Annotated in this window: 19 protein-coding genes and 1 pseudogene; 1 reads left to right on the top strand and 19 read right to left on the bottom strand. The window is 38.4% G+C overall.

Features of this window, described 5'->3' with window-relative positions:
* Position 1 precedes the first annotated feature (1 nt).
* The 7 genes from recN to ACEE75_RS03335 form a co-directional block, all read right to left on the bottom strand.
* Entirely contained in the window at positions 2-1663 is a 1662-nt protein-coding gene (gene recN / locus ACEE75_RS03365) for a DNA repair protein RecN (RefSeq protein ID WP_354367427.1), read from the bottom strand.
* Positions 1664-2131: an arginine repressor gene (locus ACEE75_RS03360; RefSeq protein ID WP_354367429.1), complete on the bottom strand. Its 468-nt coding sequence runs from the start codon at positions 2129-2131 to the stop codon at positions 1664-1666.
* Complete coding sequence (locus tag ACEE75_RS03355) at positions 2118-2945, bottom strand: TlyA family RNA methyltransferase (protein WP_447574496.1); 828 nt, start codon at positions 2943-2945, stop codon at positions 2118-2120. The genes ACEE75_RS03360 and ACEE75_RS03355 overlap by 14 nt, the downstream gene beginning before the upstream one ends.
* Positions 2938-3807, bottom strand: coding sequence for a polyprenyl synthetase family protein (locus tag ACEE75_RS03350; protein ID WP_447574495.1), 870 nt, complete (start codon positions 3805-3807; stop codon positions 2938-2940). Before ACEE75_RS03350 ends, ACEE75_RS03355 begins: the two co-directional genes overlap by 8 nt.
* Entirely contained in the window at positions 3808-4023 is a 216-nt protein-coding gene (locus ACEE75_RS03345) for an exodeoxyribonuclease VII small subunit (protein ID WP_354367435.1), read from the bottom strand. It lies immediately after the preceding gene.
* Positions 4010-5341, bottom strand: a complete 1332-nt coding sequence (gene xseA, locus ACEE75_RS03340; RefSeq protein WP_447574494.1) for an exodeoxyribonuclease VII large subunit — start codon at positions 5339-5341, stop codon at positions 4010-4012. Before xseA ends, ACEE75_RS03345 begins: the two co-directional genes overlap by 14 nt.
* A 230-nt stretch (positions 5342-5571) precedes the next feature.
* Complete coding sequence (locus tag ACEE75_RS03335; protein WP_447574493.1) at positions 5572-5751, bottom strand: hypothetical protein; 180 nt, start codon at positions 5749-5751, stop codon at positions 5572-5574.
* A 180-nt stretch (positions 5752-5931) separates the two neighbouring features.
* Between ACEE75_RS03335 and ACEE75_RS03330 the strand changes: the two genes are divergently transcribed.
* Positions 5932-6567: a hypothetical protein gene (locus ACEE75_RS03330; protein ID WP_354367441.1), complete on the top strand. Its 636-nt coding sequence runs from the start codon at positions 5932-5934 to the stop codon at positions 6565-6567.
* A gap of 307 nt (positions 6568-6874) precedes the next feature.
* On the opposite strand, the pseudogene ACEE75_RS03325 reads toward ACEE75_RS03330, so the two are convergent.
* The 12 genes and pseudogenes from ACEE75_RS03325 to ACEE75_RS03270 all read right to left on the bottom strand — a co-directional run bounded on the left by ACEE75_RS03325 (position 6875) and on the right by ACEE75_RS03270 (position 19734).
* Positions 6875-8225, bottom strand: a pseudogene (locus tag ACEE75_RS03325) (IS3 family transposase).
* 73 nt (positions 8226-8298) lie between these two features.
* On the bottom strand, positions 8299-9132 hold the full coding sequence (locus tag ACEE75_RS03320) for an NAD(P)H-hydrate dehydratase (RefSeq protein ID WP_447575321.1): 834 nt from the start codon (positions 9130-9132) through the stop codon (positions 8299-8301).
* Positions 9129-9983: a bifunctional methylenetetrahydrofolate dehydrogenase/methenyltetrahydrofolate cyclohydrolase gene (locus tag ACEE75_RS03315; RefSeq protein WP_447575322.1), complete on the bottom strand. Its 855-nt coding sequence runs from the start codon at positions 9981-9983 to the stop codon at positions 9129-9131. The genes ACEE75_RS03320 and ACEE75_RS03315 overlap by 4 nt, the downstream gene beginning before the upstream one ends.
* Positions 9984-10078: 95 nt before the next feature.
* Positions 10079-10243 (bottom strand): FeoB-associated Cys-rich membrane protein, encoded by a 165-nt coding sequence (locus tag ACEE75_RS03310; protein WP_354367447.1) that lies wholly within the window; start codon positions 10241-10243, stop codon positions 10079-10081.
* Between the two features lie 9 nt (positions 10244-10252).
* Positions 10253-12394 carry a ferrous iron transport protein B gene (gene feoB, locus ACEE75_RS03305; protein ID WP_447575323.1) on the bottom strand — a complete coding sequence of 714 codons (2142 nt, stop codon included), beginning with the start codon at positions 12392-12394 and terminating at the stop codon, positions 10253-10255.
* A gap of 5 nt (positions 12395-12399) precedes the next feature.
* Positions 12400-12861 carry a FeoA family protein gene (locus tag ACEE75_RS03300; protein WP_354367451.1) on the bottom strand — a complete coding sequence of 154 codons (462 nt, stop codon included), beginning with the start codon at positions 12859-12861 and terminating at the stop codon, positions 12400-12402.
* A gap of 106 nt (positions 12862-12967) precedes the next feature.
* Complete coding sequence (locus ACEE75_RS03295; RefSeq protein ID WP_447575324.1) at positions 12968-13702, bottom strand: amino acid ABC transporter ATP-binding protein; 735 nt, start codon at positions 13700-13702, stop codon at positions 12968-12970.
* A complete protein-coding gene (locus ACEE75_RS03290) occupies positions 13702-14388 on the bottom strand; it encodes an amino acid ABC transporter permease (RefSeq protein WP_447575325.1) in 687 nt (228 codons plus the stop codon). The genes ACEE75_RS03295 and ACEE75_RS03290 overlap by 1 nt, the downstream gene beginning before the upstream one ends.
* Positions 14389-14676: 288 nt before the next feature.
* Positions 14677-15690, bottom strand: coding sequence for a LacI family DNA-binding transcriptional regulator (locus ACEE75_RS03285; RefSeq protein WP_447575326.1), 1014 nt, complete (start codon positions 15688-15690; stop codon positions 14677-14679).
* Between the two features lie 71 nt (positions 15691-15761).
* Positions 15762-16484: a hypothetical protein gene (locus ACEE75_RS03280; protein WP_354367459.1), complete on the bottom strand. Its 723-nt coding sequence runs from the start codon at positions 16482-16484 to the stop codon at positions 15762-15764.
* Positions 16485-16503: 19 nt separating this feature from the next.
* The gene (locus ACEE75_RS03275) at positions 16504-18129 is read right to left on the bottom strand and encodes an alpha-glucosidase (RefSeq protein WP_447575327.1); all 1626 of its coding nucleotides are present in this window, start codon (positions 18127-18129) and stop codon (positions 16504-16506) included.
* The gene (locus ACEE75_RS03270; protein WP_447575328.1) at positions 18130-19734 is read right to left on the bottom strand and encodes a glycoside hydrolase family 13 protein; all 1605 of its coding nucleotides are present in this window, start codon (positions 19732-19734) and stop codon (positions 18130-18132) included.
* Between the last annotated feature and the right edge of the window lie 197 nt (positions 19735-19931).

Here is a 19931-nt window from a genome sequence, read left to right as displayed (position 1 = left end):
ATTAACCTTTCTTTAAGAGCTCTCTTGCTTGAATACGAGCTGCTTCTGTTAGATTTTGACCAGCTAACATTTTAGCAATTTCTTCAACGCGCTCCTCATGACTTAATAAACGAACTGTCGATACAGTTGATGTTTCATCACTTTTTTTCTCAATAAAAAACTGATAGTCTGCAATCGCAATAACTTGTGGTGAATGGGAAATAGCCAAAACTTGACCGTTACTTCCAATACGATGGATTTTTTGTGCAATAGCTTGAGCAACACGGCCAGAAACACCTGTATCCACCTCGTCAAATACAATACTCGTTTTATCCTCACGACGGGAAAAAACAGATTTCAGCGCTAGCATTAAACGAGAGAGTTCACCACCTGATGCCACTTTGACTAAGGGTTTGAAGCCTTCGCCTGGGTTCGTTGAAATATAGAACTCTATCTGTTCATTTCCCTCGCGGTTAAATTTTCCTTTTGAAAATTGTACCTTGAAGTTTGCTTTTTCCATGTAAAGATCATTTAGCTCATGCTTAATATCCTGCTCCAGCTGATAAGCTAGGTTTTGTCTAGCTTCTTTAAGATGATTAGCTGCAACAACAAGCTCCTTCTCCAATTTTTTGAGTTGCCCTTCCATATCATCAGAACCATTTTCACTTCCTGTTAATAGCTGATATTCTTTAGAGATATTCTCAAAATACTCTAAAACATCATCCACTGTCCCACCATATTTTCGTGTAATACTATTGATCACATCTAGTCGAGATTCAATCTGAGAAAGAAGACCTGCATCAAAATCTAAGCCATCTAAAATATCTCCCAGACGCTTTGTGATATCTTCTAAGATATAATAACTCTCAGATAAACTGTCAGACATTTCCTTATATTCCAGATCAAACTCTTCCAAACTCTGCATATCATTCATGGCTGAGCGAATATTGGCGAGACTTGAAAAATCTTCATTATCCAACATCGCATGGGCATTAGTGAGAGTGTCTGCAATCTGTTTATGATTAAGGAGTTTGTCACGCTGATGCTGTAATTTTTCATCTTCTCCAGAAACTAAGGCAGCTGTCTCTAGTTCCGCTATTTGAAATTCTAACATTTCAATTCTTGCCTTGTGCTCCTGCTCATTTTTTTGCTTTTGGAGAACTTTTTGTCGTAACTGTCGATACCTATCAAAAATCTCCTGGTAGGCCTTTTTCTCGCTCCAAAAATGTTCGTCACCAAAGGCATCTAACATATGGATGTGGTATTGTGGTTTCATCAGCTCTTCTTGGTCATGTTGCCCATGGATATCAACTAAAAAATAACCAATACTTTTTAAAACAGATAAATTCACCATTTGTCCATTGACACGGCTGACCGAGCGCCCATTTTGAAAAATCTCACGTCGAATAATCAGCTCATCACCCACTTCGATGCCATTTTCCTCTAAAATGGCCACTAACTGAGGTTGTCTAGTAATGGAAAAAAATCCCTCAATTTCAGCTTTTTTCGCACCATGACGGACAACTTCCATATTTGCTCTACTTCCTAGCATCATATTCATAGCGTCAATGATGATAGATTTTCCTGCTCCTGTCTCCCCCGTTAAAATGGTCATCCCGTTATCAAAACTAAGAGCTATCTCTTCAATAATGGCAAAATTCTTTATGGAAATTTCAAGTAACATTTAGCCCTTCTCCATCCACATTTCTAAACTTTCTCGAATACGCTTTGCAGCTAATTGACTTTTAGCAACCAACAAGATACTATCGTCATCAGCAATACAAGAAAAGACATCTGATCCAAACTGCTCCAAAAGCACCCGTTTTATCAAGCGGGTGTTCCCTGGAACAAGATCAATATTGATAAAATTGAGAAGTCCAGGCGTCTCTTCTGAGATAGCTTTTAAACTGCCATTAATCACATTGATCGTTGGGGCCACTTTTTTAGGTTTTTCTTTAGAAAGACCGTAAATATATTTGCCGTGATCCGTCGGTATCTTAACAATACCAATTTCATTAATATCTCGTGAAATTGTGGCTTGTGTCGCCGTTAACCCTTCTTCTTTTAAAAGGGAAACAAGATCATTTTGTGTTTCGATGGCATTTTCTGTTACAATTTTTCTAATCAGATCTAAACGCTCACTCTTTTTCATCTGACTTAAACTCCTTTTGCGCTGCTTCTAAAACTAGGTTAACACGATCTAAAGCTGCATTTTCCACCTGATTTCCTTTTTTGAGGTGTAAAAGAAATTCCGTATTTCCATGCCCACCTTGGATAGGAGAAAAATCTAATCCCAAGATTGAAAAACCAAACTCTTGAGCAAAGCCAATCACTTTTTCTAACACCATGGCATGCACTTTAGGATCTTTGATAATCCCATTTTTTCCAATCTGCTCCCGACCAGCTTCAAACTGTGGCTTAATGAGAGCCACTACTTGACCGTCTTGAGCCAGTATCTGATATAAGGCGGGTAAAATCAGACGAAGAGAAATAAAACTAACATCAATAGAAGCAAAACTTGGTTGCCCTTGATCAAAATCTTCTGGCTTAGCATGGCGAAAATTGTATTGTTCCATGCTAACGACACGCTCATCTTGACGCAGTTTCCAAGCCAATTGATTAGTCCCAACATCAACTGCATAAACTAATCTAGCACCATTTTGCAACATCACATCAGTAAAGCCTCCTGTTGAAGCACCGATGTCAAGAGTGATTTGATCGGTCAATACAATCCCAAAGCTCGATAAAGCTTTTTCAAGTTTCAGGCCTCCGCGACTAACATACTTGAGTTTTTCCCCTTTTAACTTTAACTCTGTTGCATCATCAATCTTCTCACCAGGCTTATCAAAACGCTCACCATTTACTACTGCTACGACAAGACCTGCCATAACACCACGTTTAGCCTGTTCTCTAGTGTCAAATAAACCTTGTTTATAAGCTAGAACGTCCACTCTTTCCTTAGCCATGTAGTCGTAACCTCTCTATTATCTTCGTAATTTCATCTTTATTAAAGCCTTGTTTAGCTTCTAATTCTTTAAAAATGACCAACACATCGTCTAAAGACTGATTTAAAATAGCTCTTGAGGCGTCTAACCCTAACAGACTAGGATAAGTTGATTTTTCTGACAGAAGATCTTTTTTGGGAGTCTTACCAAGTTCGTCAAAATCAGCAGTAACATCTAAAATATCATCTCTCACCTGAAATGCTAGACCAACTAATTCTCCTGCTTGACGTAAAAGATCTAGACTATGGCCATCAACTTCTGCAAGAATCCCTGCTGCGACAAAAGGATAGGCCAAAAGCTTTCCTGTTTTATGAGCATGGATTTTTTGCAGCTCCTCTAATGGTAGTCTTTTTTCTTCTCCCTTGATGTCTAACATCTGTCCTGCAACCATCCCATGACTGCCTGAAGCCTCTGACAACTCTCGCACCAAAGCTAGTGCGACTTCTGCTTTTAGCTCAGCCTTTGCCAAAAGACCAAATGGATCTAAAAAAAGGCTATCTCCTGCTAAAATAGCAGTGGCTTCATCAAATTTTTTATGGTTGGTTAAATGCCCACGACGGTAATCGTCATCATCCATAGCTGGAAGATCGTCATGAATAAGGCTTCCTGTGTGAATCATCTCAAGTGCAGCAGCTACTTGAAAATGCGCCCTTGTCAAAGACACGCCAAATCCTTCTAAAAGATCTAAAAAAATTAAGGGGCGGATACGCTTACCGCCTGCCTCAATAGAATATAAAATACTTTTTACCAAATCACTTGAAATCAAGGCCTCTTGATAATAAGACCTCATTGCTTGGTCAATGCTCTTGATTTTATCCACCACTTAGTCCATTTCCTCTTCTGTTCCATCAGCTTTCATCACTTTGACTAAGGTCTTTTCAGCATCTTGTAAGGTCTTTTGGAGATCCTTAGACAAGAGCATTCCTTTTTGAAATTCTGTAATCGCTTCTTCAAGAGCCACATCGCCAGTTTCTAACTTGCTGACAATCATTTCCAATTCTTGTAAATTTTCCTCAAATGTTTTTTTACTTTCTGACATCTTTTACCTCTGCATCTATTTGACCATCTCTTAGCTGAATACTAATCTGGTCTCCTTTAGTAAGTTTTTGAACACTTGCCAAAATCGTATCTTCTTGTCGAACAATGGCATAACCTCTTGCCACAATTCGCGTCGTATCGAGTGATAACAAGGCATCTTGTGCTTTTTCAAAACGTGCTAATTTATTGTCATAGTGATTAGACATATGACTAAGAAGTAAGCGCTCTTGTTGCCTTACTTTCTCTTTTAAATAACCGACTTGTCCTTTTAAATCAAATGACTTGAGACGTTGAAGCACGAGTTGCTCTGCCTGTCTCTTTTGCGTCAGTCGCTCTCTTGTCAATTGCTCTAAACGTTGACTAAGGCGATCTAACTTTTGTAAATGCCCATCATAGAGCCGTTCGGGCTGCCTAAATATCACCGATGACATCAACTTATCTAACCGCTCTTGACGTCTGATGATCAACTGCCTACTTGCTTGGTAGAGACGATTTTGACGATCTTGAAGGCTTGCAAGAACATCACTTTTAGTGATTGGAGTAGCCAATTCCGCTGCAGCTGTTGGTGTTGCAGCTCTTTGATCAGCAACAAAATCTGCCAAGGTCGTATCCGTTTCATGCCCCACACTAGAGATAATTGGAAGGTGGGATTCAAAGATGGCTTCAACCACATTTTCTTCATTAAATGCCCAGAGATCCTCAATAGAGCCTCCTCCTCTCCCTACAATCAGAAGATCTAAATCTTTTCGTTGATTAGCTAAACGAATATTCTCTACAATCTCTTGACTGGCTCCATCTCCTTGAACCTTGGTAGGAAACAAGAGAATATCAACTCCTGGAAAACGCCTTGAAACCGTTGTGATAATGTCACGAATTACCGCACCACTGGGGCTGGTGATGACTCCTATTTTTTTTACAAAACGAGGAAGAGCTTGCTTGTGACGAGAGTCAAAATAACCTGCTTCCGTCAGCTTTTTTTTGAGTTGCTCAAACTGAATAGCTAAGGCACCAATCCCATCCGGCTCTGCTTTTTCAATCACAATGGAATAAGCCCCACTAGGCTCATAAAGTTGAATCCGACCAATCACATTGATCTTCATCCCCTCTTCTAATTCAAATCCTAGATTTTTAAAAGCTCCTGCCCACATGGTTGCCTGTATGACAGCCTTTTTATCTTTGAGAGAAAAATATTGATGCTTGGGACGTTTTCTAAAGTTAGAAACCTGCCCTGTCAAATAAACCCGCTCTAAATAAGGGTCGCGGTCAAATTTTAATTTTAAATACTTGGTCAAACTCGACACTGATAAATAATCCGACATGCTCCCTCCTTCATTTATGCATAATTACTCCCATTATAGCATTTTTCCCTTAAAAATGGTGGGACAAAAGACAGGAAAAACAGCAATCACTCTAAGAAAATAAAAAGAGCGAAACAACATAAAACACACCCCAAAAGTTAGACAGAAAAATTCTAACTTTTGAGGTGCGACTTCTAGCACTTCAATGGGGTATGTACTTTATGCTATTAATAACTATCTTTTTCCTTCTACTATCTTTTATCCCTATTGATAAAAATTAGAACATCTCCTTTTATAGTCACTAGATCTTTATCAACTAATTCTTGTAGAGCTTGGCGATAAACGCCTTCATAACCTTCAGTTAATCTCTTTTTATCAAAAACGATATGATTAATTACTCTGAACCATTCTTTTAATAATTTATGTCTCAACCCTTTCATTATACCACAAATGAGAGGGTAAAAACAGTCTTGTTTTTTTATATATAAGTGTTACATTATAAATGAGATATATCCTTGGGTTGGAAAGGAAAAAACGGAAACTATATTACTCAAAGGTTTATATAACAATTAAACTGTTTTGTATCTTTGGAATCAAACAAGGAGGTAATCATGAAAAAGATTTTAAAACCTATTGCTGTGGTTATGTTATCTTTGAGTATTGGTAGCAGTTTTATTCCTGTGTGTAATGTTTTAGGAGAAGAATATCAACATAATGTTTCAGAAAAAAGTATTAATCAAGATGGATTGAATTTTTCTGCAGAAGAAATTGATATTATCACAGAAAATGGTCAATATTCTTATGATGAAAAAACAACAGAAGATGCTTTAAAATTACAAAAGTATTTTGGGTATGATAAAAACGGAAATGTTGTTTTAAATGCAACTAAAGAACAATTAATTGCCGATTTAAATATTACAGAAAGTCAAGCACTTGATTTGTTGAGTATTTCTGAATCAGGAGTAAGGACAACGGAATATAGAGGATTTGTAGGAGTATATGTTCATTTAGGACCTAAAGTAAGAGCGATGAATGGATGGGCTGCTGGTGCTTTTGCAGGTGGCTATGTTGGTTGGTATGCTAAGCAATTGGCGGCAGCTGGACCTTGGGGAGCTGGAGCAGCTGCCTTAATAACGGCGTCTGCAGCTGCCACCGTAAAATGGGCTGTTGAAAATGGGGTTAGAACTGTTCCAATTGGGTCTCAAATCCCTGGTTTTTCATTGTCTTATAATGTGAATGTACCTTAGGAATATTTTATGAAAAATCTACAATTTAATATAAAACCTGTTCTATGCGCATTGTTTTTGTATATTGCTTTAGGTTATTTATGCCAGATTATAAATGTATTTAGTTTTAAATTCTCTATATCAGGGATAGTTACTTTTTTGATAGGTAGTTTCTTTTATTCTCTATATACAACTAGAAATAATGGTGCTTTTCTAATATATTCAATTATTTTATTCTTACTTAGTTTTTCGTTGTCTCTTTGAGATTATAGAAACACTATAAAAACTCCTAAGAGTGTACTGACCCCAAAAAGTTAGACAAAAAATATTAGTGAAAGGATTTAGTTCTGTACTGAACAGGACTAAGTCCTTTTAGTTTTGCTTTAATGCGTTTATTGTTGTAGTAAAAAATATAATCAGTGATAGCTTGCTCTAGTTGATCCAGAGATTTGAAATTTTTCTCAAATCCGTAAAACATTTCTGTTTTCAAGATGCCAAAGAAGGATTCCATCATACCATTATCCGTGCTGGTTCCCTTGCGAGACATGGAAGGACGTATGCCTTTACTTGCAAGAAAACGGTGATAGACTTCATGTTGGTATTGCCAACCTTGGTCACTATGGAGAATGGTATTTGGGTAAGTTTCCTCAGGGAAGACCTTCTCAAGCATGGTCTTGACTTGTACGAGGTTGGGAGAATGGGACAAGGTAAAATCAATAATTTCGCTATTATAGCCATCCAGAACAGGAGAAAGATAGAGTTTTTCAGCACAATTTGGCAGAGCGAACTCCGTCACATCTGTATAGCACTTCTCAAAAGGCTTAGCCCCTTCAAAGGCTCTCTCAATGAGATTAGGAGCTTTCTTGCCACATCACCCTTGTAAGACTTGTATCTCTTGCGTCGACGAATACGAGCAGTCAAACCTAACTCTTTCATCAGCCCTTGTACTTTCTTGTGGTTGACAGAAAATCCACGATTTTTTAGCTCAAGGTGAATGCGACGGTAGCCATAGTTTCCCTTATGTTCATCATAAATGGCTTAAATTTCAGCTTTTAAGTCCTTATCTTTATCTGGTTTGTCCAGTTGTTTGACTTGATAATGATAAGTAGAAGGAACTAATTGAGCAATCGTCAGCAGTAGATTTAGTCGGAATCCTTCTGCGACCATCTCTCTAACTGTTTGAGCCTTTCTTGTTCTCTGGCTTCGTCCCTTAAACGAAGCGCTCTCAACTTTTTTAGATAGGCATTCTCCGTTCTAAGCCGTTCATTTTCCTCCTGAAGTCGCTCTAACTCCGTCATCTCTTCCCAGGTTTTCTTTGGTTTACGCCCCATCTTTGGTGGCCTCCCTCTTGTTTTCTCAACAATAATATCCCCGTTTTTCTTGTATTGTGCTATCCAGTTTGGGAGAGTTCCTCGATTTGGCAAGGAATAGTTAAGTGAGACGGAGAGAGCTGACTGCTTATTAAGAAGTACTTTGTCAATCATTTCTTGCTTTAATTCTGGGGAATAGTAGTTATTTTTCTCTTTTTTAACAATACTTAAGCCATATCTCTCAATCAATCGAATCATATATTTAATGCCGGATTGAGCAATACCGAACTGTTTTGACAAGGAATTGAGGGAATTACCATTTTGCCGTAACTCATAAATTTGGACTTTGTCTTCATAACTTAATTTCATAAAAATAGCACCCCATAAGTTAGATTTTTTCATTCTAACTTTTGGGGTGCGGTTCAGACTAGAATCTTTAACATTATTCTAACAATTGCCGCATGGCTATTGGCAAGTATTGGCTGATCTGCGTTGGGAGGACGATGTAAGCATCTTGTGAAAGGTGGTCTGCAATAGCTGAGTGAAGATAAACTGCAGCAGCAACACTTTCCCAAAGATCTTGGTTAAATTGGGCTAGAAAGCCTGCAATCATCCCTGCTAAAGTATCTCCCATACCACCTGTTGCTTGATAGGGACCTCCAACAGTAATGTGACCCACTTTATCTCCTTGATAGACACGTGTTTGATGGCGTTTATGTACTAAAATTGTCTGATCTGGAAAGTCTTTCAAAGCTTTAAAATTGGTGAGATCATCCTGTGCATCAGGCGATAAGCCACTCAAGCGTTCCCACTCTTTTTGATGAGGTGTTAAGACAAGCGATGAATGAGGTAAGATGGAACGTTCTTTTTTGGCCAATAAATTTAGGGCTGAGGCATCCATCACTAAGACTTGATCTGCTCTAACTCTTTCTAAGACTTGGTTAAAAATAGTTTCAGACAGCCTATTTTCAGCTAAGCCTGGACCAATCAAAATAACAGTTGCTGCATCCACTTCACGCGCCAACAAATCTTGATCGCGCATATCAAATCCCATAGCTTCTGGTAAGTGAGTGTGAAGGGCAGTCAGATTTTCCCTATCAGTTGCCACACTCACTAAGCCTGCTCCGCTTTTCACACAGGCTAGGGCTGATATAATAATAGCACCACCAAAAGGAGCTTGACCACCTACTAAGAGAACACGTCCAAAAGCCCATTTGTAAGCATTTGGCTCACGTTTTACCACAACCTTTTTAGCTAAACTTTCCTCTATTCTCATCTGTTCACACTTCTAAGGGCTGACTCATAGGTTTGTTCCATCAGCATGGTAATGGTCATAGGGCCTACACCACCTGGTACAGGGGTGATGTAACTAGCAAGTTCAGCTACCTCATCATACTTAACATCCCCGATCAGCTTTCCATTTTCATCACGGTTCATGCCGACATCAATCACTACAGCGCCCTCTTTAACAAAATCCTTTGTCACAAAATGCCCACGACCAATTGCCACAACTAAGATATCAGCCTTTTTAGCAACCTCTGCTAAATGATGCGTTCTAGAATGCGTGAGGGTCACCGTTGCATTTTTATTAAGTAAGAGTTGAGCCATTGGTTTTCCAACGATATTACTACGCCCAATCACCACGGCATGCTTTCCTTCCAGATCAATATGATAGTCTTTAAACATCTCCATAATTCCAGCTGGTGTACAAGGTACCATAACAGGATGTCCACTCCATAAACGACCCATATTCATCGGATGAAAACCATCTACATCTTTATTAGGATCAATCGCTAATAACACAGCTTCTTCATTGATATGATCAGGCAAGGGTAATTGTACCAAAATCCCATGAAAAGAAGTATCCGCATTATAGATCGCAATCAAATCCAACAACTCCTCTTGTGAAGTTGATTCAGGCAAGCGAATAACCTGACTTTTAAAACCAGCAGCCAAGGCAGAACGCTCTTTATTACGAACATAGACCTGGCTAGCTGGATTTTCCCCTACTAAAATCACCACTAACCCTGGTACGATACCTTTTTCCGCCTTTAAACGAGCGACCTTTTCTGCTAACTTTTTCTGCATTTTTTGAGCTAATGCTTTTCCATCAATTATCTGAGCCATAATCTCTCCTTGAACATTGTATTGAGACTATTATAACAAAAAAGGTAGGCCTTGACCCACCTTTTTTCAGAATTTTTTGATAAGTTAGATGATTATCATGATTTATTGATTTCAGTATTATTATTCTTTTTTATCTCATCTTTAATAGCACAAGAGCAGTCACAGTCGCTACAAGCTCCTTTTTTTTGTAGGGTACTTTTAATAATCCAGACTGACAAGATAACTAAAACAATTAAAATAATTAAGGTTGCTAATGACATCATAACCTCCTAAGAACCTTGACCAACAAGGTTTTCTAAACTGATTACCCTAACTTCCTGAGACTTTGGTTTTCTCATAATCAAGTAAGCAAAGACCAAGACAAGAAGCACCGCTATGCCTGTCCAAATAGTCACAGCATGCCCTGTTAGCAATAAACCAAGTTGATAAATAATCAAGCTCACGCTATAAGCTAGTCCCGTCTGAAAAGCAATCGCCAACCAAGTCCATCCTAAACTATTCATCTCTCGCTTAATTGCTCCTACCGCCGCAAAGCAAGGTGCACATAAAAGATTAAAGACTAAGAAAGAATAAGCTGATAAGGCCGTGTAATCCAGTTGTAGATTAGACCATAAGCCGTGACTGCTTTCTGAAGCATCCTTGACATTATAAAGAATACCAAAGGTAGCAACCACGGTTTCCTTAGCCACCAAACCTGTTACTGTTGCAACAGTAGCACGCCAGTTACCAAAACCTAGTGGAGCAAATAAAACAGAGAAAGCCCGCCCAATATTTGCCAAAATACTATTTTCTGTATCGACAGCTTCTAAAGTAAAGCTATAAGTACTCATGAACCAAATCAAGATGTTCATGACAAAAATCACAGAGCCGGCACGTTTAATAAAACTCATAGCCTTATTAAAGGCATAACGCAAAACCGAACTTGTTTTTGGAAGGTGATAACTTGGCAACTCCATAATAAACGGACTGGCCATCCCACCGAGTAGCTGTGTTTTCTTAAGAGCAATACCAGATAGGACAATGGCACCAATTCCTACAAAATAAGCACTTGGGGCAATCCAAGGATTTTTAGGGAAAAAGGCACCTGCTACTAAGGCGATGATGGGTAATTTAGCCGAACACGGCATAAAGGTAGTGGTCATCACGGTGATTCTGCGATCTCGTTCGTTTTCAATGGTCCGACTAGCCATGACACCAGGAACCCCACAACCTGTCGCAATCAACATAGGAATAAAGGTCTTACCCGACATGCCAAAACGTCTAAAAATACGATCCATCACAAAGGCGACACGACTCATATAACCAACATCTTCTAAAATCCCCAAACACAGAAAGAGGACAAAAATTTGAGGAACAAAACCAAGAACTGCCCCACAGCCCGCTACAATCCCATCTAGGATCAAGCCCTGCATCCAAGCATCAACCTTTAAGCTTTCTAAAACAGATCCTACTGCATTTGGAACCCATTCACCAAAAAGAACATCATTAGCCCAATCCGTTCCCATAATCCCAACCGTTTGAATAGATAGGTAGTAAACCAACCACATCACCATAGCAAAAATCGGAAGGGCTAAAAAGCGATTGGTCACAATCTGGTCAATCTTATCTGACAAGGTCAAGGCAAAATCATCTTCCTTGGTCTGTGCCAGCTTGGCCACCTTTTCAATGAAAGCATAGCGCTCATTGATTAAAATGGATTCCGCATCCTCAGTATAGATTTCCTCAGTGATCTTGATGATATCTTTGATTTCTTTTTTCTGAAAATCAGACAAGGAAAGCTGTTCCCAAACTTGCTGATCTCCTTCAAATAGCTTGATGGCATAAAATCGTGCGTCACTTGCTAAAACTGCTGTCCCTAAAATATCTATGATTTCAGCTAAAGCCACCTCAAATCTTTTATCATAAGTCGGATAGGCAAAAGTGCTGTCAACTTGAGCTGATTTTTTAGCCAACTTGATGGCTTTCTCAATACCTGTATTTTTAGTGGCACTGGTTGACACTACAGGCACACCCATATGATAGCTCAGCTTTTCTTCATCAATAAACTTCCCTTGGCTCTTCAAAATATCACTCATATTAAGAGCAATCGTCACAGGTAGCCCCGCCTCCAACAGCTGAGTGGTCAAATAAAGATTACGCTCCAAATTTGTGCTGTCAACAATATTTAAAATAGCGTCTGCCTCATGGCTCAACAGATAATCTCTAGCTACTAATTCCTCTGGTGAGTAGGGCGACATCGAATAGATTCCTGGTAAATCTTGAATGGCTAAGCTCTTATCAGATTTGTAAGTACCAGATTTTCTTTCAACCGTCACACCAGGCCAGTTTCCCACACGCTGCCGATTTCCTGTCATGAGGTTAAACAAAGAGGTCTTCCCACAGTTCGGATTTCCAATCAAGGCGATTTCCATTTTTCTTATTCCTCCTCAACCACTGTAATCAACTGAGCTTCTGATTTACGAAGCGTTAATTCATAACCTCGCAGACTAATTTCAATCGGATCACCTAAAGGGGCAACCTTTCTAAGACAGATCTTCGTATGCTTGGTCAAGCCCATATCCATCAACCGTCGTTTCGCTTCTCCAACAGTATTGATCTCTTTGACATAGGCAAAGTGACCAACAGGTAAGTCAGCTAACGATATCAGCTGCCCTTCTCCCTCGTAAAGCACAACACTTACTCGCTCCAAGATAGCATTATCAAAAGCAAGCCTAGCTCCTTTAACCATGACAATAGCATTTGATTTGGTTTTGGCGACTAATTTCAAGTGAGTCCCCTGCTTTAAACCCATAGTCGCCAAATGCCTACAACTTTCCTCGTTTAAATCAATATGCTGAACTTGATAATCCACATCAACTTTGGCATCTATTAATAACAACTATCTTTCACCCTTTCTTTGTAGTAATTTTTCATCATTATAGCACATAAAAAGACAGATAAACATCCTTATCTGTCATATTTTTCATATTGGAATCATTATTGATTTATAATACTTTACTTAGGAAATCTTTAGTTCGTGCTTCCTTAGTAGCATCAAAGATTTCTTTTGGTGTCCCATCTTCAACAATATAACCGCCATCCATAAAGATCACACGATCCGCCACTTCACGCGCAAAGCCCATCTCGTGAGTGACAATTACCATCGTCATCCCTGACTTAGCCAAATCTTGCATGACACCCAAGACTTCTCCTACCATTTCAGGATCAAGAGCTGAGGTTGGCTCATCAAATAAAAGAACATCTGGATCCATCGCTAAGCCACGTGCAATCGCAATACGTTGCTGTTGTCCTCCTGAGAGGCTAGCTGGATAAGCAGCAGCTTTGTCCTTTAAGCCTACCTTTTCTAGTAAGGCATAAGCCTTTTTCTCCGCCTCTTCTTTCGGAATGCCTTTTGTTTTAATCGGTGATAAAGTGATATTTTCTAAAACGGTCATATTGGGAAAGAGGTTAAACTGTTGAAAAACCATTCCCATCTTTTCACGCATCTTAAAGATATCATTTGACTTGTCAGTGATATCAACTCCTTCAAAGGTTACTGTTCCTTTTGTTGGGACTTCAAGAAGGTTCATGGTACGCAGAAAAGTAGATTTACCAGATCCTGACGGACCGATGATGACGACAACCTCTCCTTTTGAAATATCAAGGTCAATTCCCTTTAACACTTCATTGTCTCCAAAATACTTGTGGAGGTCTTTAATGCTAATAATTGCTTCTGACATTATTTTTTCTCTCCTTGCCCTAAACGGTTTTCAAAACGCTTGATAATTGCAGACATAACAGTCGTTACAATCAAATAGTAGAAGGCTGCAAATAATAACGGTTCGATCGGTAGATAGGTTGCTGTTACAACAGATTGAGCACCATTCCACAACTCCATGACCCCAATGGTTTGAAGAAGCGAACTATCTTTAATAATTGTCACAAATTCATTACCAAGTGCTGGAAGGATATTTTTAAGAGCTTGTGGCAAGATAACATAGCGCATAGCATTTTTAGGGCGAATCCCCAAAGAATAAGCTGCTTCAAGCTGTCCTTTAGGCACAGCATCAATCCCCGCACGAACTGTTTCTGAAATATAAGCTCCACTATTGAGTGATAAAATAATCATCCCAGGTAATAAGCGAGAAAAATCCATATCTAAAACACCAAACGGAATAGTGGGTAAATTATGAAATTTCATCCAAGCAAAAGAAATCATAATTTGAACCACCATCGGTGTGCCACGAAAAACCCAAACATAAAAACTCACTAACCAGTCCAATACTTTAATATTACTACGTTTAGCAAGAGCCACCAAGACACCAATGATAGTTCCAAAGAAAACCACAAAGGCAGAAATCAAGATGGTCACGACAACGCCGTAGTTAAAATAAGCCCAATACTTAGGCAAAAATGAAAAATCCATTTAAATTACTAACTCCTCTAAAAATGTGTGAATCTATTATAATAAAAAATGCATAAAAATACAACCCAAGCTAACTAAAACCCCTAAAATAAAAAGGCTGAACAGCCTGTTCAACCTTTTTAACTCCTTTTTCACTATGGGGAATAGAAGTATTGCAATGGGAAATTAAACTTTTTAGGGGCAATACCTTGTCAGAAAAAGGAGCCCAAACTGCTATCAGACGATGAATACCCTCGCGTCTGATATAGGAGTATTATAGCACCCCCCCCCGAAAAATCAAGGGTTTTACTATTTTTTTAAGTTTCTAACACTCTCTCTTTTTTTCAATTTAAAAGGAACAATAACCTTTTCATTTTCATCTTTACTCACATCTAGTTTATCTAATAGACGTGCTAAACTCGCCTTACCCAGTTGAGGAATATTGATATCAAAAGTGGTTAAGTAAGGATGAATAATTTTTGCATAAGATGAATTGTTAAAAGAAACAATCGACACATCATGTGGGACGTTAATATCATAAAAAGATAAAAATTGAATCACACGGACAGACAACATATCATCGACAACCACCAAAGCAGTTGCCTCAGTCTTATCTAATAGAGACTTAAAGGCATCTAAGCTAAGAGCATCTTCCTTATCAAATAAGATCGGATATTCTGCTACCAGTCCTCTTTTAGTCATTTCAATCTGATAACCTAAATAACGCTCTGAAAAGACTTGACTATTTAAATCATCTGTGACAAATAAAATCTTATCATGTCCATTTTCTATCAAAACATCAACAGCTGTTCTCCCCATTAACTGGTTATCATTATCAATATAAGTGATTTCATTTCCCAGCTCTTCTGGCTCACCCACCACAACAAACGGAATATTCTGCGCTGTCAGATACTCGCGAACAGTATCATCTTTTTGAGAGTATAAAACAATGAAGCCATCAACACGTCGTTGCTTGTACATTAACTCAACATGCTCAGTTAATTCTTCCACTGTGCTGGCAGTGGCAATAGAAACAGTAAAGGAGCGTTTTTTAGCTTCATTATTGATGACCGTTAAAATCTCCATGAAAAAAGGCTGAGCAACACGGTCTTTTGTTAGAGGAGGCAAAATCACACCAACAGAGCGCGTCAAGCCTGATGCTAACATCTTTGCGGCTACATTCGGAACATAGCCAAGTTCATCCATGGCTTTTTTCACTCTATCTTTGGTTTTTTGAGAGATGGCAGAGCTATCCTTTAAAGCACGACTGACAGTCGAGGGGTTCACTCCTGCTCTTTCTGCTACATCTTTTATCGTAACCATTTCTATCCTCCTTTCATTTTATCTCGTTATATTTTGACATATCAAGTTAAGAAGTTCAAGGATAAACTCTATTAAAAATCATTAATAAGACTTTCCAACTCTTTATTAATCTCAATATAATTTTCAAGAAGCTTGAAGGCTAACTTAATGCCTACTTTAGTAGAATTGGCAAAAATCTCATCAACCACAGCAGCTTCTGCAGGAAAATGCTTTTCAAATCGACGAGCAGGATTTGCCCAGTCAATGGACTCTTTATGCAGACTTTCTTGACTAAGGGTAATCCCTGTCATAATATCATCTACAGCATGATCCAAGTAATAGTGAGCTGAAATCACCTCACCACGAAGAACACGCATTTTTGCAACATATAAATTGGTAATTGCTTCATTAAAATACCAGTCAGGATTCGTTCGCACAGGGTCATGCTTACCTTTTAAACTAATCTCTTCTCGACTCCATAAGACCTTATCACAAGCCAGAGGAACCTCCTGATACTCTTTTTCAGTAAAAATAGCAAACTCAACATAGATGCCATCTGAATAAAGAACTTTATAGCCATCTGGCGTATTTTTAAATGAAAAAACCAAGCTAGCCGTTGGAGTCTCCAACCAATCCAGCTGATCTAACAAGTCTGGTTTTTCATCTTTCTCAGCTATGACAAAAAAATCAAGATCGGAATAATCATCCATTCTCTCTCTATCACTGCCTGTGGTTCCAATTCCAATAAGGGCTTGTGCACCCTTGATAGATTTGATATTTGCTATAATTTCGTCTAATCTCTCCAATTGTTCCATAACTCACCTCTTTATTTTTTCATATTTGATAAACAGCATAAAAATATGCTGGTAATGACAGGCTTTTCTTAAACTTCAGCCTCTCTTTTTCAGACGACAATACTAGTCGCCAATTTTTATCTCTTATCACTTTAGGCATAGAAATCGAGACTTTCTCAGCTATTAAATTCACTAAGATTAAACACGATTCTGTTTGACTTTGCCGCTGATAGACAAAGACAGCCTCATGTCCTACTAGGATACGCTGATAGTTTCCGACTGCTATTGCCTGAGAATGATGACGTAGGTTGATCAAATTCTTATAAAGATAAAATACAGATTGCTCATCCTTTTTGGCTAAAGCGACATTTTTTTCTCTATATTGACGATTCACTCTTAGCCACGGTTTTACTGTAGAAAAACCAGCATAGCAACTAGCATCCCATTGCATCGGTGTTCTAGCATTATCCTTACTCCAAGCTTTAGCTCGCTCAAAAGCCTCTTTATCTGTTAAAAGCTGACGATAACTTTCATAACGTCGCTTCATTTTAGGTTCATTGAACTCTTCCAAGCTTTTAAAATCACCATTTGTCGTACCAATTTCTTGTCCTTGGTAGATAAAAGGTGTCCCCCTTAAACAAAAGTAAGCTACCGCAAAGGCTTTTGCAGAATCCTCACTCCCATCACCAAAGGTATCAACAATTCTAGGGAGGTCATGATTTTCTAAGTATAAGCCCAACCACCCCTGCTCTTGCATATCTACTTGCCAACGGTCTAAAATCTCAATAAATTTGAAAACATCTCCTTTGCCTGTTTCAAAACGGTAATTATGCTCCCATTCAAACAGCATGGTCATATAACCATTACGACCAGTCCATTTAGGAGCCTCTTGACTAGAGACACCACTTGCCTCACCAACTGTCAAGGCATCATACTCTTCATAAATCGCCTTCATATCAGAGAGATAGACTTCAATCCCTGAAACATTCATAAAGGGTTGATAAGCTCCATCTCCCTTTGAATCTTGAAGTTTTACATCCCAATTTGCCTTTTGAATATGGCTAATAGCATCTATTCTAAAGCCATCAATCCCTAACTCCAACCAAAATCGTATCATATCATAAATCGCTTGTCTTAGTTTGGGATTTTTCCAATTCAAATCAGGTTGTTTCTGATCAAATAAATGAAAATAATATTCATCAGTTAACGCATCGTAGGTCCAAGTCGATAAACCTGAAAATCCTATCCAATCATTAGGAGGACGATTGTCTTTTCCCTTTTTCCAATGGTAAAAATCTCGGTAAGGACTGGTTTTTGAGGATTTAGCATCCCGAAACCAAGGATGTTGATCTGATGTATGATTGACCACTAAATCAAACAATACCTTTATCCCCATTTCATGAGCTTGTTGAATCAAGTCCTTGACATCTTCTAAAGTTCCATACTCAGGATTGATAGCATAGTAATCCGAGATATCATAACCATTATCGACATTAGGTGAGGCATACATCGGTGTTATCCATATAAAATCAATCCCTAGATCTTTTAAGTAAGCTAGCTTTGAAATGATACCCTTGATATCACCGATTCCATCACCATTACTATCACAAAAACTTCTTGGATAAATTTCATATCCAACTGCTGATTGGTACCAATCCTGTTTCATCTACTCTACCTCTACACAAAAAGCATCCCAAGGTTCTAAATCAACTTTTTTTAAGGTTTTAGGGTAAGGTCTATTAGCGATCACCTCTGACACCATATCGTATCTTGATGAGAAGCTTTGGCTTTCATCTGATAGATTGACCACAACCAAGTAAGTCTTCTCCTCATTTTTTCTTAAATAAGCAAAAACATTATCTGCTGTGGTCAGAAGCTCATAATCTGCTTCTACCAACCAATCTTGTGTTTTTCTCAAATCAACCAAAGCTTTATAGGTATAAAAAATAGATGATTTATCCGCCAGAGCTTTGGCGACATTGATATTTTTATAATTAGGGTTAACAGCTAACCAAGGCTTTCCATTTGAAAAACCAGCATTCTCAGTAGTATCCCACTGCATCGGGGTCCTTGCATTATCCCGTCCTACAACTCGAATAGCATCCAAAATAGCTTCTTGGCTAATCCCCTTTGTGCTAGCTTCCTTGGCAAAATGAAGAGATTCTAAATCATTTATTTGATCTAAGTTTTCAAAGGGATAATTGGTCATCCCTATTTCTTCTCCTTGATAAATATAAGGCGTCCCTCTCATCAAGTGCAACAAGATAGCCAAGGCTTTCGCAGACTTTTCTCGGTAAACTCCACTATTTCCCCAAATCGACAGCACCCTAGGCAAATCATGGTTATTCCAAAAAAGTGAATTCCATCCCTCTGTCACACCTAAATCTGTCTGCCACTTGCTTAAAATAGATTTTAGACGAGAAACATCAAGATCTGTGTACGACCACTTGTCTTTACCTTCTTCATGTTGTAAGCCAATGTGTTCAAATTGAAAGACCATTGACAACTCATGATTTTCTTGTTTGGAATATTGTTTTGCGATATCAGGTGTCGCTCCCCAGGTTTCACCAACAGTTAACAAATCTTTCCCACAAAGCGTCTGTGAATGCATCTCCTTTAGGTAATCATGAAGTTTTGGACCGTTATTAGCTATCAACCGGTCAGGGATTTTACCGATCATATCAATCACATCCATTCGAAAACCTGCAATTCCCTTATCAATCCAAAAATTCATCATATCATATATTTTCTGACGAAGAAATGGATTTTCCCAATTTAAATCAGGCTGTTTTTTACTAAAAAAATGAAGATAGTACTGTCCCGAAGCATCATCATATTCCCAAGCAGAGCCTCCAAAGATAGAATCCAAAGCATTAGGCTCATCTCTCCAAATATAATATTCTCTTTCTGGACCAGACGGATTGGCCTTTGCTTCTATAAACCAAGCGTGCTCATCTGAGGTATGGTTGACCACTAAATCCATAATAATACGAATACCACGACGTCTTGATTCTGTTAGTAGCATCTCCATGTCGGCCATAGAACCAAATTCTTGTGCAATAGCTTCATAGTCAGAAATATCATAGCCGTTATCATCCATTGGACTCTGATAAACTGGGGATAACCAGATAGCAGTAATCCCTAAATAGTCCAAATAATCTAACTTACTAATAATCCCTTGAAGATCTCCGATACCATCGCCATTGGTATCTCTAAAACTCTTAGGATAGATTTGATAAATTACAGCTTGATGCCACCATTTCTTTTGCATAAATCTCTCCTTTATTCTTTCAATTCATTTTTCATTCTACACCTTTTTTATGAAAAATCAAGAATTTTATGCAAACGTTTGTTCTTTGTTTGCATACTATGTAAGACATTTTAGTGGTGAATTAACCCTATTTTAAAAAAAAATCGAAAGTTCTATAATGAAGTTAGCCACCTTACCTTAGTCAAGAATTAGATGTT

The sequence above is a fragment of the Streptococcus sp. 11273D007BT genome (assembly GCF_053547195.1).
This window is presented reverse-complemented; position numbering and strand designations above follow the sequence as displayed.

Bases quoted from the DNA above. Each gene is read 5' to 3' on its own strand.
- ACEE75_RS03355 (WP_447574496.1), bottom strand. From the start codon at position 2,945: ATGGCTAAGGAAAGAGTGGACGTTCTAGCTTATAAACAAGGTTTATTT.
- recN (WP_354367427.1), bottom strand. From the start codon at position 1,663: ATGTTACTTGAAATTTCCATAAAGAATTTTGCCATTATTGAAGAGATA.
- feoB (WP_447575323.1), bottom strand. From the start codon at position 12,394: ATGGAAATCGCCTTGATTGGAAATCCGAACTGTGGGAAGACCTCTTTG.
- ACEE75_RS03330 (WP_354367441.1), top strand. From the start codon at position 5,932: ATGAAAAAGATTTTAAAACCTATTGCTGTGGTTATGTTATCTTTGAGT.
- ACEE75_RS03360 (WP_354367429.1), bottom strand. From the start codon at position 2,131: ATGAAAAAGAGTGAGCGTTTAGATCTGATTAGAAAAATTGTAACAGAA.
- ACEE75_RS03285 (WP_447575326.1), bottom strand. From the start codon at position 15,690: ATGGTTACGATAAAAGATGTAGCAGAAAGAGCAGGAGTGAACCCCTCG.
- ACEE75_RS03320 (WP_447575321.1), bottom strand. From the start codon at position 9,132: ATGAGAATAGAGGAAAGTTTAGCTAAAAAGGTTGTGGTAAAACGTGAG.
- ACEE75_RS03290 (WP_447575325.1), bottom strand. From the start codon at position 14,388: ATGGATTTTTCATTTTTGCCTAAGTATTGGGCTTATTTTAACTACGGC.
- xseA (WP_447574494.1), bottom strand. From the start codon at position 5,341: ATGTCGGATTATTTATCAGTGTCGAGTTTGACCAAGTATTTAAAATTA.
- ACEE75_RS03295 (WP_447575324.1), bottom strand. From the start codon at position 13,702: ATGTCAGAAGCAATTATTAGCATTAAAGACCTCCACAAGTATTTTGGA.
- ACEE75_RS03310 (WP_354367447.1), bottom strand. From the start codon at position 10,243: ATGTCATTAGCAACCTTAATTATTTTAATTGTTTTAGTTATCTTGTCA.
- ACEE75_RS03315 (WP_447575322.1), bottom strand. From the start codon at position 9,983: ATGGCTCAGATAATTGATGGAAAAGCATTAGCTCAAAAAATGCAGAAA.
- ACEE75_RS03345 (WP_354367435.1), bottom strand. From the start codon at position 4,023: ATGTCAGAAAGTAAAAAAACATTTGAGGAAAATTTACAAGAATTGGAA.
- ACEE75_RS03280 (WP_354367459.1), bottom strand. From the start codon at position 16,484: ATGGAACAATTGGAGAGATTAGACGAAATTATAGCAAATATCAAATCT.
- ACEE75_RS03270 (WP_447575328.1), bottom strand. From the start codon at position 19,734: ATGCAAAAGAAATGGTGGCATCAAGCTGTAATTTATCAAATCTATCCT.
- ACEE75_RS03275 (WP_447575327.1), bottom strand. From the start codon at position 18,129: ATGAAACAGGATTGGTACCAATCAGCAGTTGGATATGAAATTTATCCA.